This window comes from Pseudomonas urethralis (assembly GCF_021602465.1).
GTDB classification, from domain to species: Bacteria; Pseudomonadota; Gammaproteobacteria; order Pseudomonadales; family Pseudomonadaceae; genus Aquipseudomonas; species Aquipseudomonas vlassakiae.
Genome location: NZ_BQIJ01000001.1, coordinates 335,214 through 350,635 on the forward strand (window position 1 = coordinate 335,214; position 15,422 = coordinate 350,635).

Annotated in this window: 3 protein-coding genes; all 3 read right to left on the reverse strand. The window is 67.1% G+C overall.

The window, feature by feature from the left end; translation table 11 throughout:
• Positions 1–66: 66 nt before the first annotated feature.
• Genes L6D64_RS01500 through L6D64_RS01510 form a run of 3 tightly spaced genes read right to left on the reverse strand, consistent with a single transcriptional unit; the run spans position 67 to position 15,351 of the window.
• A complete protein-coding gene (locus tag L6D64_RS01500) occupies positions 67–4,194 on the reverse strand; it encodes a non-ribosomal peptide synthetase (protein ID WP_176509039.1) in 4,128 nt (1,375 codons plus the stop codon).
• Positions 4,187–11,953, reverse strand: a complete 7,767-nt coding sequence (locus L6D64_RS01505) for a non-ribosomal peptide synthetase (RefSeq protein ID WP_176509040.1) — start codon at positions 11,951–11,953, stop codon at positions 4,187–4,189. The genes L6D64_RS01500 and L6D64_RS01505 overlap by 8 nt, the downstream gene beginning before the upstream one ends.
• A gap of 2 nt (positions 11,954–11,955) precedes the next feature.
• Positions 11,956–15,351 (reverse strand): non-ribosomal peptide synthetase, encoded by a 3,396-nt coding sequence (locus tag L6D64_RS01510; protein ID WP_176509041.1) that lies wholly within the window; start codon positions 15,349–15,351, stop codon positions 11,956–11,958.
• Positions 15,352–15,422: the final 71 nt, after the last annotated feature.

Sequence of the window (15,422 nt, forward strand, 5' to 3'; positions counted from 1 at the left end):
GGCGTAAAGAAAATTATGCTCAACGGACGTGCCCGCAATAGCAGTGCGCAATACCACGCAACTAAGTCAAACTTCGAATAGAGCCTCCTGGCACATGGCGCCGATACCCTCCAGCTGCCCGGCCACCGTCTCGATCAGTTGGGCATCCTGCGGCAGGTCGAAATGGCCACGGTCGCTGCTCAGGTGCCGCAGTGCCGCACCGTAGTGACTATCAAGGCTCGACTGCGCCGACACTTCGCGCCCTACCGCCCACCAGCAGGTCGGCTTCACTTGAGTGCCTGGCAGCCCCTTCATAGCCATCGCCACCCGGTCCAACTGCAACGTGGTCCGCACGAAAGCCACCCGCTCGCCAATGGCAAGGTTGGCCAGCACCGGCGCCGACAGGTTGCTCAGGACGGCCACCATTGGCTCACCAAACAACAGTCGTTCATCCATTTCAGGCCCCTGCCATCCACTGCAAAGCGCCCGACTGGCGCCCTCATCGGCCCCCAGCGCCAGCAGCAGGCTCAGCAAGCGCTCATCCCATTGCTGTTGTTGATCGGCCTGTGGCAAGTAGCTGTCCAGGAGCCCGACGAAGGCCACCACCTGCCCCTGGGCCTCCAGCTCGCTGGCCACCTGCAACGCCAAGGCGCCACCCAGCGACCAACCGAGCAGGAAATACGGCCCCTGCGGCTGCACGGCGCGGATGTAATCACAGTAGTCGACGGCCATGGACTCGACATCCACGTCGACCCAGGCGGCATTGAACAGCATCCGGCACTGGATCCCATGCACCGCCCACTGCGGCTGCAGCCGCCTGGCCAGCGGCAGGTAATCGAACACCGAGCCATGCACGCCGTGCAGGCAGAACAGCGGTGTGGCGCCCTGTGCCGGGGTGTTCAGCAAGAGTACCGGGGCCTGGCTGGCAGCGCTTTGCAGGCGCCCGACCAACTCGCCAATACGCGGCGTGGTCATCAGATCGCGAAGGGTCATGGTGAAGCCGTCCAGCGCTGCCAACCGTACCCGGCGCACCAGCTCCATGGCCAGCAGCGAGTTGCCGCCCAGTTCGAAGAAACTATCATCGAGCCCGACCTCTTCCACTTCCAGCAGCTCACCCCAGAGCTTCGCCAGGCTCACTTCCAGCGGCGTGACCGGCGCCCGATAGTGCTCGGAACGGTCCAGCACCGGGGCTGGCAAGGCATGCCGGTCGAGCTTGCCGTTGGGGTTCAATGGCATGGTCGGCAGCACCAGCAAGTGCGCGGGCACCATGTACTCGGGCAAGGCCTGGCGCAGCCGGGCGAGCACCTGGCCACGCAACGCGGCATCCCACTGCATCTCCGGCGCCAGCACCAGGTAGGTCACCAGGCGCGAACCTCGCCCTTCGCCTGCCACGGCGACCACCGCCTCGCGCACTTCCTCCATGCCCATCAGGCACGATTCCACCTCGCCCAGTTCGATGCGGAAGCCACGCACCTTGACCTGGTGATCGACCCGGCCAAGGTATTCGACCACGCCATCCTGACGCAGGCGCACCAGGTCGCCGGTTCGATAAAGGCGGCCACCCGGTGGCCCGAACGGGTCGGCGACGAAGCGCTCGGCGGTCAAGCCCGGGCGCTGGTGATAGCCGCGTGCCAGCCCCTCACCGCCGATATACAGCTCGCCGGGCACGCCCGCCGGCAACAGTTGCAGATCGCTGCCCAGCACATAGGCCGAGCGCGCACCGACCGGAGTGCCCACCGGCATGTACTGCGCATCGAAGCTGCTGCCGAGGTGGGCCGCCCACAGCAGCGGCGTAATCACGGTCTCGGTCGGGCCATAGCCATTGATGATGCGCGGCGGGCGCAACACCTGCTGGATTTGCTGGAAGGTGGCGCGGCTGGTGCCTTCCCCGCCCACGGTGTAGGAACGGATGGGCAAGCCTGCCCCATCATCGCCCAGATGCTCGGCCAACTGCTGCAGGTAGCTTGGGGTGAAGCAGGTGATGGTGATGCCATGCTCGGCAATCTCGCGGGCGCTGCGCTCGACATCCCAGGCATCGTTGTCGCGCAGCATCAGCATCGAACCGGAAACCAGTGGCACCAGCCAGCGCTCGTGGGCGCCGTCGAAGTTGATCGAGGCAAACTGCAGCTCGCGATCTTCAGGCGTCATGCCGTAGCGTTCGGCAATCGCCAGGCAGTGCATGGCCAGCGGGCCATGGGTGACCGCCACCCCCTTTGGCCGGCCGGTAGAGCCAGAGGTGTAGATCAGATAGGCCAGGTTGTCCGCTGCCACCGGGTAGTGGGCATCGTGCGCGGGGTAGCCTTGCAATTCGGCGCCATCAGCGCTCACCGGCAAGACCTCGACGCCCGTCGGTAGCGGCAGTGCGGCCAGCAGATGTGGCTGGGCCAGCACCAGGGCAACGCCGCTGTCCTCGAGCATGTAGCGTAACCGCTCATGCGGGTGGGTCGGGTCCAGCGGCACATAGGCACCGCCCGCCTTGAGCACGGCCAGCAACCCGACCAGCATTTCGACGGAGCGCTCCAGCGCGATCCCCACGCGCACTTCCGGGCCTACGCCCGCTTCATGCAGGCGCGCCGCCAGCCGGTTGGCCCACTGGTTGAGCTGCTGGTAATCAAGCTGCCTGCCTGCCACGATCAGGGCCGGGGCGGTCGGGCGCAGTTGGGCCTGTTGCTGGATCAGGCTATGCACGGTGCGCGTTTCGGCCGGCTGGCCGAGGCCTGGATTCAAGGCCACAAGCTGCCAATGGCGCTCGTCTTCGCTGAGCATGCACAACTCGGCGATCGGTTGGTCAGGCTGGGCGCTCATGCGCCGCAAGAGGTTCTGCCAGTGCGCGAACATCTTCACGGCGGTGTCCGTATCGAACAGATCAGTGGCGTAAGTCAGGCTGGCACTGAGCTGGCCGCCATGCTCCTGCGTGTCCAGCGCCAGGTCGAACTTGGCTCGCGATGTCGGCGCTGGCAACAGGCTCAGCGACAAGCCGGCAAGCGCCGAGGTGCCCAGGCCATCGCCCAGGACCTGGTGGTTGAACATGACCTGGAACAGCGGATTGTGGCTGAGGTCGCGGTGCGCCACCAGGCTATCGACCAGCGCTTCGAACGGCAGGTCCTGGTTGGCCTGGGCGGCAAGCAAGGTGGTGCGTGTGTGCTGCAGCAGCTGCACGGTGCTCAGGCCATCTTCAAGCCGGCCGCGCAACACCAGGGTGTTGACGAAGAAACCCGTCAGGGGCTGCACCTCCGGCCGGTTGCGCCCCGCCGACGGCATGCCTACGCACACATCGCTCTGGCCGCTGTAGCGGCGCAGCAGCAGCTGGAACGACGCCAGCAGCACCATCGACAGCGTGCAACCGTGCGCCTGTGCCAGCGCGACGAGGCGCTGGCGCAGCGGCGCGTCGAGCGTGCCGCTCACTGCCTGGCCACGGTGGCTTGGTACCGCTGGGCGTGGCCGGTCGGTGGGCAGTTCCAGTACCGCAGGGGCATTGCTCAGTTGCTCGGTCCAATAGGCCAGCTGTCGCGGTCCCTCGCCCGCTTCGAGCACTTGGCGCTGCCAGGCGGCGAAGTCGGCGTACTGGATGGCCAATGCCGGGAGTCTGGCCTCACGCCCCGCGCAGGCTGCCTGATAGAGCTGGATCAGTTCGGCGATCATGACCTGCATTGACCAGCCATCGGAGACAATGTGGTGCTGGGTCATGACCAGCACCCGGTCCGTCGCGCCGATTTCCAGCAGCAGTACCCGCAGCAGCGGGCCACGCTGCAGGTCGAAGGGGCGCACCACTTCACGACTCACAGCCTCGGCAATGGCCAGGTCGTCGGCACCGGGCAAGGCCACGCGCTCGATCGCCACCGGGCCTGCTGGGTGGATCCGCTGCTGGGGCTCACCTGTACCTGCCTCGAAGGTGGTGCGCAGCGGCGGGTGCCGCGCTACCAGGGCATCGAAGCTGCTCTGCAACGCGGCAAGGTTCAGCGTGCCTTCCAGGCGCAGCGCTGCCGGCATGTTGTAGGCGGCACTCTGCGGGTCCAACTGCCAGAGGAACCACTGACGCTGCTGGGCATGGGAAAGGTGCGGCACTTCGCCTTCAGCCATTGGCACGATGGGCAGCCGGCCCGGATCGACGCCTTTCTCCAGCAGGCGCTTGAACAGGGCCACGCGCTTGTCGTGGCTCAGCCCGCTGATCCGCTGGACCAGCTCATTGCCCTGTTGGGTCCCTTGCTTAAGCATCAAATGCCTCCAGTTCGTCCAAGGCGTCAAAAATGGCGTCGTAGTCTTGTTCCGCCGGGCTCGCGTTACGCGTCACCAGGGCGGCCAGGGCACCGAGGTCGTCGGCGAGGTAGGCGTCCTGGATCGGCAATTCCACGGAAAACTCGGTCTTGATTCGGGACACCAGGCGCACCAGCAGCAGCGAGTGCCCGCCCAGTTCGAAGAAGTTGTCAGTGAGACCGACCCGCTCGACCTGCAGCACCTCCTGCCAGATCGCGGCCAGACGTTGCTCCAGTTCGTTCTGCGGCGCCACGTACTCGCGCCGCGACTGGCCCAGCTCCGGTTTCGGCAGGGCCTTGCGGTCGAGCTTGCCGTTGGGCGACAGCGGCATGCGCTCGAGCAGTTGCCACTGGCTCGGCACCATGTAGTCCGGTAGTACAGCGGCCAGATGAGCCTTGATCGCCGCCAGGCTGTCGGCCTGCTCAGCTACCAGATACGCCACCAGCTGACCTTCGCCGGCTACCACTACGGCTTCGCGTACCGCCTCCAGCTCCTGCAGACGGGCTTCGATCTCGCCCAGTTCGATGCGCAGGCCGCGGATCTTCACTTGATGGTCGATGCGCCCGGCATATTCGATCACCCCGTCCTCGCGCTGGCGCGCCAGGTCGCCGGTGCGGTACAGCCGCTGGCCTGCGCCGAACGGGCTGGTGACGAAACGCTCGGCGGTCAGCGACGGGCGACGGTGATAACCGCGCGCCAGGCCGATACCGCCCAGGTACAGTTCACCGGTCACGCCGGGGCTGACCGGGTTCAGTTCGCCGTCCAGCACGTAGGTTTGCAGGTTGGCGATCGGCTGGCCGATCGGCACGCTGTCCTTGCCTTCCTCGACACAGGTCCAGTGGGTGACGTCGATGGCCGCTTCGGTCGGGCCGTAAAGGTTGTACAGGCCACTCTGTGGCAGCAGCGCCAGGGTCTGGCGTTGCAGTTCCACCGGCAGCGCTTCGCCGGAGCAGATGATCCGTTGCAGCGAGGTGCAGCGGGCGGCGTTTTCGTCGCCGACGAAGGCTTGCAGCATCGACGGGACGAAGTGCAGCGTGCTGATCTGCTCGCGGCTGATCAGCTCGGCCAGGCGCGCCGGGTCGCGGTGGTCACCCGGCAGCGCCATGACCAGGCATGCGCCCTCCATCAAGGGCCAGAAGAACTCCCACACCGAGACGTCGAAGCTGAACGGTGTCTTTTGCAGCACGCTGTCATCGGCAGTGAGTGGGTAAGCCTCCTGCATCCAGGCCAGGCGGTTGTGCAAGGCGACATGGCGGTTGCCGGCGCCTTTCGGTTTGCCGGTGGAACCCGAGGTGTAGATGACGTAGGCGAGGTTTTCCGGGTGCAGCTGGACTTCAGGGTTGCGCGCGTCCAGGGCACGCCACGCCTCGGCCCGGTCCAGATCGAGCACGGCCAGCCCTTCAGGGATCGGCAGGCCATCGCGCAGGTGCGACTGGGTCAGCAGCAAGGCGATGCCGCTGTCCTCGAACATGTAGGCCAGACGGTCCTGCGGGTATTCCGGGTCGAGCGGCACATAGGCGCCACCAGCCTTGAGGATCGCCAGCAGGCCGACGACCATTTCCACCGAGCGCTCGGCGGCGATACCGACCAGCACGTCCGGGCCCACGCCCAGGCCACGCAGATACTCAGCCAGGCGATTGGCCTCGGCATTGAGTTCGCCATAGCTCAAGGTACGCTCGGCAAAGGTCACGGCCGGCGCCTGCGGTTGACGGGCGGCTTGCTGTTCGAACAGCTGATGCACGTACGGCGTGCCCGGGTAGTCGCGTGCCGTGGCGTTCCAGCCGTTCACGATTCGCGAATAAACCGCTGCATCGACCAACCCGAAGCTGCCCAGCAAGGCTTGCGGCGTGCTGGCGAAGCCCTGCAGCAGATGACGCAGCTCGGCCGCAATCTGCTGCACCTGCTCGTGATCGAAGGCCTGGCGCTGGTAGGCGAAGGTCAGCTGCACCTGATCCCGTGCTTCAGCAATCAGGGTCAGCGGGTAACCACTGTATTCCTGATAATCCAGGCCGGACAAACGCAGACCAGCACAGCTCTGCGACAGGCTCTGCGCCAGCGGATAGTTCTCGAACACCAGCAGGCTGTCGAACAGCGCCTCGCCAGGGCGCCCTGCTGCTGCCTGAATAGCGTACAGCGGCAGGTATTCGTAATCGCGCAGGCGTACGTTGAGTGACTGCACTTCACGCACCCAGTCGGCGACCGGTATGTGCCCTTGCGGCTCGGCGGCCACCGGCAGCGTATTGATGAACAGGCCCAGTTGCTGCTCGATACCCGACAACTCCGCCGGGCGCCCGGACACGGTAGCACCGAAGCACGGCCGAGGTTGACCGGTGCGACGCTGCAACAGCAGTGCCCAGGCGGCCTGCAGCACACTGTTGAGGGTGACTTGCTGGGCCTGCGCAAAGTGCTTCAGGGCTTGGCTCAATGCTTCACCCAGTTCCAGCACCAGCGCGCCCTGCCCGGACGGCTTGGCATCGCGTGTGCCACCGAGCAGTGTCGGGCCGTCCAGGTCGAGCAGTTGGGCTTTCCAGAAGGCATCGGCACCCGCGCGATCCTGCTGCTGCAACCAGTCGAGATAATCACTGCGCGTGGTCTGCGCCAGCGCGGCCGGCTGCCCCGCGTAGGCCTGCATCACCGTCGCGAACAGCAACGAATTGCTCCAGCCGTCCATGAGAATGTGGTGGCTGGTGTAGATCAGGTGATGGCGCTGCGGCCCGGTGCGCACCAGCACCAGGCGCAGCAGCGGTGCCTGGCCGAGGTCGAAGGCGCGTGCCTGCTCGGCCTGCGCCAGGGTTTCCAGGCGTGCGTCGATATCAGCCTCGCCTGCCCAGTCGAAGCGCTCCACCGGCAGCTCGACATGGCGCAGCACCACCTGGCGCGGCGCCTCCAGGCCCTGCTCCCAGACAAAACCGGCGCGCAGCGACTCATGCTGGTCCAGTGCCTGCTGCCAGGCCTGGATGAAACGTTGCGGGTCGAGGTCGTCGAGGTCCAGGCGCAGGCGGTTGACGTAGCTGCTGGCCTGGCCGTCGTACAAGCTGTGGAACAGCATGCCTTCCTGCATCGGTGCCAACGGGTAGATGTTCTCGACCTGGCGCAGGTCGACCGGCAGCGCATCCAGCTGGGCCTGAGTCAGGCCGGCCAGCGGGAAGTCGGCCGGGGTGGCACCGCCGGCCTGTTCGTCGAGGCAATGGGTGACCAGCGCGGCCAGCTCTTGGGCGTAGTCATCAGCCAGGCTAGCGATCACCGGCTCGTCGAACATCGCGTGGCTGAAGGTGAAGCCCAGTTCAAGCTCGCCCCCCAGCACCTGGCCGTTGATGCTCAGCCAGTTGCCCAGCGGCGCATCGGCCGCCTGGGTGGCGCCCACACTTTCCAGGGCGGGTGCGAACAAGCGGTCCTCGGCAAAGCCCTGGTCGAACTGGCCGAGGTAGTTGAATGTTACCCGCGCTTGCGGCAGCGCCTGCAGCGCCGCCTGCTGCGCCGGGCTGCCAAGGTAACGCAGCGCGCCATGGCCGATGCCGCGCCCGGGCACGCCACGCAACTGCTCCTTGATGGCCTTGAGCGAGCCGCCCAGGGCGTCGGTCGGGGTCAGCGCTACCGGGAACAGGCTGGTGAACCAACCCACCGTGCGGCTCAGGTCCACGCCGTCGAACAGGTCTTCGCGGCCGTGGCCTTCCAGCTGGACCAGCACACTGCCCTGCCCGGTCCAGCGGCACAGCACCCGTGCCAGGGCGGTCAGCAGCAGATCGTTGACCTGCGTGCGATAGGCCGCTGGCGCCTGCTGCAGCAGGTTATGCGTGGTGTCGGCATCCAGGCGGCAGTGCACGGTGCGGGCGTGACGCACCTGCAACCCGGCGTCGCGGCGTGCCGTCGGCAGGTCACCGCTCAGCCCGGCGAGGGTCGCTTGCCAGTAGGCCAGTTCTGCCTCGCGGGCAGGCTCCGCGGCCCAGCCCACCAGGCGTTCGGCCCAGGCCTTGAACGCCGTGCTCTTTTCCGCCAGCGCGGGCGTGCGCCCGGCCAGCTGGGCCAGGCAAGCCTGCTCAAGGTCGTCCAGCAGCACCCGCCAGGACACACCGTCGACCACCAGGTGATGAATCACCAGCAGCAGGCGCTGCCCACCTTCGGCGAGGTCGCACAGCACGGCGCGCAGCAGCGGCCCCTGAGCGAGATCGAGACTGCCCTGGGCCTCTTCGGCGATGGCCAGCAGTTGCGCGGTATCGGCCGCCTGACGGTGCCAGAGCAGCCCACCTGGCACGCTGGTGCGGTGCTCGGCATGCCAGCTGCCGTCCACCCTGTTGAATGCCAGGCGCAGTGCGTCGTGCTGGCTGACCAGCAACGCCAGGGCCTGTTCGACGATGCTCGCCGTCAGCGCCTGGCGCGGCTGCAGCATGACCGCCTGGTTGTAATGCCCAGGCTGAACCAGCGCCAGTTCGAAGAAGCGCGCCTGCACCGGCAGCAGCGGCATGCCGCCGCTGACCTGCGCGACAGCGGCAGGCTTGGCCGCTGCAGTGATCAGCTTGGCGACCTGGGCCAGCTGGGCGATGGTCTGCCTCTCGAACAGCTGGCGCGGGCTCAGCCTGATGCCCTGGCGCTTGGCCCGGGCGATGATCTGCAGGCTGAGGATGGAATCGCCCCCGAGCTCGAAGAAGTTGTCCTCGACGCCGATGTCTTCACGCTTGAGCACCGCTTGCCAGATGTGCAGCAGTTGCTCCTCCAGTGGTGTGCTGGCGGCGACATGGCGCTTGAGGTGTACCTGCGGCTGCGGCAGCGCCCGGCGGTCCAGCTTGCCGTTGGCGGTTAGTGGCAGGCGCTCCAGCAGCATGAGATGGGCCGGCACCAGGTAGTCTGGCAGCAGCGCCTGCAACTGCTCGCGCAGGGCCTCGACGCTCGGCGCGGGGTTACCCGGCACGCACCAGCCGACCAGTTGCAGTTGCGCCGCGTCGTCCCCTTGCGGGACGGCCAGCACCACCGCGTCATGCACCCCGGCCAGGCCACGCAGCACGCGGCCGACTTCCCCGGGCTCGACACGATAACCACGGATCTTCACCTGGTCGTCGGCGCGCCCGAGGAAGTACAGCAAGCCGGCGCTGTCGCAACGCACCCGGTCACCGCTGCGGTACAGGCGCGTGCCCGGCGCGCCGAACGGGTCGGGCACGAAACGCTCGGCGGTGAGTGCCGCCTGGCCAAGATAGCCTTGCGCCAGGCTGTCGCCGCCAATGTACAGCTCGCCAGCGACCCGCGCCGGCACCCCGTTGAGCACATCGTCCAGCACCCGCACGCTGGCCCCCGGCAGCACAGTGCCCAACGGCACCGCCTGGGTCACTGCACCTTGCAGCTCATGGGTCAGTACACCGACCGTGGTTTCGCTGGGGCCGTAGTGGTTGATGAAGCGGCAGCCTGGCTTGAGCTCGCGCACTTTCTGGTACAACGCGGGTGAGCAGGCCTCGCCACCGACGATCAGCGCGTGTTCGGGCAACACGTCGGCAGCATTGGCCGCCTGCAGCAAGCCGTTGAGGTGGCTGGGGACGATCTTCAGCACGCCGATGCGCTGCTCGGCCATGTAGGCGGCGAAGGCATCCGGGTCGAAGCCCAGCGTCTCTGGCAACACGTGCAGCGTGCGCCCGGAGCACAGGGCGCCGAACACTACCGTGTGACCAAGGTCGGCGGCGATGGTGGAGACCAGCGCCATGCTCGCGTCCGTGGCCAGATCCAGGCGTTGCAGCAGGCCGTCGACATAGCTGGCCAGCGCGCCATGGCTGACCACCACCCCCTTCGGTTGGCCGGTGGAACCGGAGGTGTGGATCACATAGGCCGGTGCACCCGGCAGCATCCGGATAGGTGGCGCATCGCCCGGCAAGGCGGCCCAGCGCTCCGGTGCGTAAGGCTGAACCTGGCAGCCGGACGATGCCAGCGCCTGCTGGCGCGGCTCAGCCGCATCGCACAGCAGCGCCTGCGCGCCACTGCGCTGCAGCATGCCGTGCAGGCGCTCGGTTGGCGCCTTGGTGTCCAGCGGCATGTACACGCCACCCGCCTTGAGAATGCCCAACAGGCACACCAGCCAGCCCAGCGAGCGCTCCATCAGCACCGCGACCGGCTGCCCCGCAGCGACGCCCAGGTCGCGCAGGTGGTGGGCCAGGCGATTGGCCTGGTGGTCCAACTCGGCATGGCTGAGGCGCTGCCCGGCACAAGCCAGCGCAATGCCATCAGGCTGGCGACGGACCTGCTCGTCCCAACGCTGCAGGACCAGGGCCGGTTGCGCACGCTGGCTGGCAACCTCTGCGTCAGGCGCCTTGACCAGGGCATGCAGCGGCGTATCGGGCGCATCGAGCAGCGTCTCGAACAGCTCGCGCAGGGCAACGATGAACCCTTCGATGGTAGCGCGCTGGTAAAGATCGCTGGCGTAGGTCATCTCGCCGTGCACCAGGCTGCCGTCGTCGGTGATGTCCAGAGCCAGATCGAAGTGGGTGCCCTCCTTGCGCAGCGGATACTCGCTGACGGTCAGCCCCGGCAATTGCAAGGCGGTCTGCTTCTGCACGCCGACGTTCTGGTTGAACTTGGCCTGGAACAGCGGGTTATGGCCAAGGCTACGCTCGGGCGCGAGCACCTCCACCAACTGCTCGAAGGGCAGCTCCTGATTGGCCTGGGCGGCCAAGGTCGCTTCGCGCACCTGCACCAGCAGTTCACTCAGCGACAGGCGCTCGTCGACCACGCAGCGCAACACCTGGGTGTTGACGAAGAAGCCGATCAACCCCTCCACCTCTTCGCGCCCGCGGTTGGCGTTGGGCACGCCGATGCGGATGTCGCGCTGGCCGGAGTGGCGCGAGAGGAACACGGCGTAACCGGTCAGCATCAGCATGAACAGCGTCACCCCCTGCGCCCGGGCGGCGTCGCGCAGGCGCTGTGACAGCGGCCCGCCGAAATCGAACCTGAGGGTCTCGCCTTGCAGGCTCTGCACTGGCGGGCGCGGGAAGTCGGCCGCCACCTCGAGCAAGGGGTGGTCATCGCCGAGCTGCTCGCGCCAGTGCTGCAACTGCCGCTCGCCCTCGCCGGCTTCCAGCCAGCGGCGCTGCCACACGGCATAGTCGGCATACTGCAACGGCAACGCTGGCAGGCTCTGAGGCCCGGCCTGGTAGCACTGGACGAACTCGCGGACCATCACGTCCATCGACCAACCGTCGCAGACGATATGGTGCATGCACACCACCAGCACGTATTCGTCCTGGCCCAGGCAGAACAGGCTGGCGCGCAGCAGTGGGCCCTTGAGCAGGTCGAACGGGCGACTGACTTCCTCTTCTACCTGTCGGGCCAACTCAGCCTCGCCGGCGCTGCCAAGGTCGACATGCCGCAAGGCCAGGGGCTCGGCCGCCAGCACCCGTTGCAGCGGCTGCTCGCCGTCGACCTGGAACACCGTACGCAGCGCTTCGTGGCGCTCGATCAGGGCGTCGAAAGCGCCTTGCAGACGGCTCTGGTCCAGATCGCCGCGCATGCGCAGGCCGGCAGCCATGTTATAGGCCGCGCTCTGCGGATCGAGCTGCCAGAGGAACAGCAGGCGCTGCTGGGCGTAGGACAGCGCAATGGCTTCATGGCCGTGGCGGCTGACCGGGATCGGCAGCAGGCCGAAGTCCTTGCCATCCTGGCGCAGCCTGGCGAGGAACTGGCGGCGTTGTTCGAGCGGCAACCCGATGAACTTCTCGGCGATACGCAGCGTCGTGTTGCGGGTCATGCTCAAACCTCCTCCAGTGAATTCATGAACGCTTCCATGTCGGCCCAGTCCTCGTCGGCGGTACCGCCCAGGGCCTCCAGCTCTTCGGCCAGGGCAGCCAGGTGCGGGCGTTCGAACAGGCTGCGCATGGGCAGCGCGACGCCCAGTTCGGACTTGATCCGGGCAATGACCTGGGCTGCCAGCAGCGAATGCCCGCCCAGGTCGAAGAAACTGTCGTCGAGGCCGACGCGGGGCACCTGCAAGACTTCCATCCAGATTGCCGCCAGGCGTTGCTGCGGCTGGCTGACTGGCGCACGGAAGCCGGCCTGCAACTGGCTCGGGTCAGGCGCGGGCAGGGCTTTGCGGTCGAGTTTGCCGCTGGGGGTCAGCGGCAGGCGGCCCAGCAGCACCAGATGCGTCGGCACCATGTAGTCCGGCAGCGTCGCACGCAGGCCCTGGCGGATCGCCTGGCGCTGTGCCTCGGCATCGGTGCCGTCGGCGTCGGTGACCGCATAGGCAACCAGTTGCCGCCCACCGGCCATGTCCAGGGCCAGCACCGCCGCTTCGCGCACGCCGGGGCATTGCTGCAGGCGCATCTCGATCTCGCCAAGCTCGATACGGAAGCCGCGCACCTTCACCTGATGATCGACCCGGCCGATGTACTCGATGGCGCCATTGGCGTCGAAACGGGCACGGTCGCCCGTGCGGTACAAGCGCGCACCGGGCACGCCTGGGTCGGGCAGGAAGCGTTCGGCGCTGAGTGCGGGCTGGCCGTGGTAACCGCGCGCCAGGCCCGGGCCACCGATGTACAGCTCGCCAATGGCGCCAGCCGGTACGGGCTGCATCTCGCCGTCGAGGATGCACAGGCGCCGGCCGGCCAGCCCCTGGCCGATGGGGATACCGCGCCAGGACACATCCCGCGAGGCCAGCGTCGTGCAGTCGTGGATGCTGGACACCACCGTGGCCTCGGTCGGGCCATAGGTGTTGAGCAGGCGCACACCGGCCAGGCCGGCGCGGCGCCACAGGTCGAGCCCGTCCACCGCCATGGCTTCGCCGCCAACATGCACCTGGCGCAATGCGGCAAATGCCGGTGGCGTGTCGCGCGCGTAGTCCTGCACCAGCATGTGCCAATAGGCAGCCGGCAGGTCGGCGACAGTGATGCCGTGCCGTTGCAGTGCGTGCAGGAAGCGGGTGCTGTCCCACAGGTGCCGGTCGCGCAGCACCACACGGGCACCGACGCACAGCGGTGGGTAGAACTGCTCGACGAAACCGTCGAAGCTGCAGGTGGCGAACTGCAGCACGCGATCATCGGCGGTCAGGCGCGAATAGTCGCTGGCCAGTTCGCAGAACTCGGCCAGCGCGCCGTGGCTGATGGCGACGCCCTTGGGACGGCCGGTGGAGCCGGAGGTGTAGATCACATAGGCCAGGTTGCCCGGCTGCAGTGATACCTGCGGTGCATGCTCAGGTTGCTCGCCCTGCGCGTGGTCCAGGCAGACGACCTCGATACCGCCGGCTTCAGGCAGTTGGCTCAGCAGGGTCGATTGGGTCAACAGCAGACGCAGGCCGCTGTCGGCGAACACCTGGGCGATGCGCTCGCTGGGCGCTTGCGGGTCCAGCGGCACATAGGCACCGCCGGCCTTGAGCACCGCCAGCAGGGCGACCCCCATGTCCAGCGAACGCTCAAGCGCCACACCGACCAGCACCTCGGGGCCGACACCCGCCTGCACCAGGCGCTGGGCCAGGCGGTTGCTGCGACGCTCCAGCTCGGCATAGCTCAGGCTGGCGCCCTGCCCTTCGCCAGCCAGTACCAGCGCGACCGCTTCGGGCGTACGCGCTGCCTGGGCCTGAAAGCGCTGGTGGGCCAACGCCGCTGCCTGAGGTGCAGGTGCTTGCAGTGCCCAAGCCTGCAGTTGGCGGGATTCAGCCGCATCGAGCAATTCCAGCTCGCCGATTCGACGTTGCGGGTCGGCCAGCACGCTGCGCAGCAGGTTGCGCCAGTGGCCGGCCATGCGCTCGACGGTGGCGGCATCGAACAGATCCGTGGCGTAGGTGAAGGCAGCCAGCAGGCGTTCGCCTTCCTCGCGGGTTTCCAGCATCAGGTCGCTGGCAGCGGCATGGCTGCGGGCGCCGGCCGCGCTCTGTTCAGCGTCCAGATGCGCCAATTGCAAGCCGCAACCCAGGCGCATGCCCTGGATGTCGGTGACCAGCGGCTGATGGTTGTACATGACCTGGAACAGCGCGTTGTGGCTCTGGCTGCGGTTGGGCTGCAGCGCCTCCAGTAGCGCATCGAATGGCAGCTCCTGATGGGCCTGGGCGCCGAGGGCGGTCTGACGCAGCGCTGCCAGTAGCTGCTCGAACGTCTGCTGCCCATCCAGCTGACTGCGCAGCACCTGGGTATTGACGAAGAAACCGATCAGTCCCTCGACCTCGCCGCGGTTGCGGTTGGCAATCAGGCCTCCGACGCGGATGTCACCCTGCCCGCTGTAGCGGTACAACAAGGTTTTGAAGGCTGCCAGCAGCACCACGAACAAGGTCGTACCCTGACGTTGGGCCAGCGCCTTCAGGCCGCTGCGCAGCTCGGCGTCGATGGCGAATTCAAGGCGCGCACCGGCATGGCTCGGCTGTGCCGGGCGTGGCCGGTCGGTGGGCAATTCCAGGGGTTCATGCTCCTCGCCCAGCTGAGCTCGCCAGTAGTCGAGCTGACGGGCCTGCTCACCGGCTTCCATCCAGCTGCGCTGCCACAGGGCGTAGTCACGGTACTGCACGGCCAGCGCCGGTAACTGGGCCTGGTTTCCGGCGCTGCGGGCGTCCAGGCAACGCATGAACTCGTCGATCAGGATGTTCATCGACCAGCCGTCGGCAATGATGTGATGCATGGTCAGCAGCAACACATGGTCATCCGCAGCCAGTTGCAGCAGCGCGGCCCGCAGCAGCGGGCCATGTCGCAAGTCGAACGGCTGTGCGGCTTCGCGGGCGACCGCCTCACGCGTCTGTTGCAACCGCTGATCGGCATCCAGCGTGGACAGGTCGACATGGCGCACCCGCACCTGCGCACCGTCACCCACACACTGCACGGCCTGGCCGTCGACTTCCTCGAAGGTGGTGCGCAGGCACTCGTGGCGCTGCACCAGGTCGGCAAAGGCCAGGTCCAGCGCCTGGTGGTTGAGGCGGCCTCGCAGGCGCACGGCCCCTGGCAGGTTGTAGGCAGCGCTGCCGGGTTCCAGCTGCCAGAGGAACCACATGCGCTGCTGGGCATAGGAGAGCTGGTCGCGACCGGTAATGCCGCTGCAGTCGGGGATGGGGTATTGAGTGAAATCGACTTGCTCGTCGCGCAGGGCGGCGAAGAAGACACGGCGTTTTTCCAGCGGCAGTTCAATGAAGCGGCGCGCCAGCTTCAGGGATTGATCGAGGGTACTCATAGGTCGTCCGAACCGGTGATGGGAGCCGCCCTGGGCTCCGCGATACCTGTTGAACGAATGGTTCCGGCTTG

Coding starts and splice junctions, on each gene's coding strand:
- L6D64_RS01500 (WP_176509039.1), bottom strand. CDS start 4,194: ATGCTTAAGCAAGGGACCCAACAGGGCAATGAGCTGGTCCAGCGGATC.
- L6D64_RS01505 (WP_176509040.1), bottom strand. CDS start 11,953: ATGACCCGCAACACGACGCTGCGTATCGCCGAGAAGTTCATCGGGTTG.
- L6D64_RS01510 (WP_176509041.1), bottom strand. CDS start 15,351: ATGAGTACCCTCGATCAATCCCTGAAGCTGGCGCGCCGCTTCATTGAA.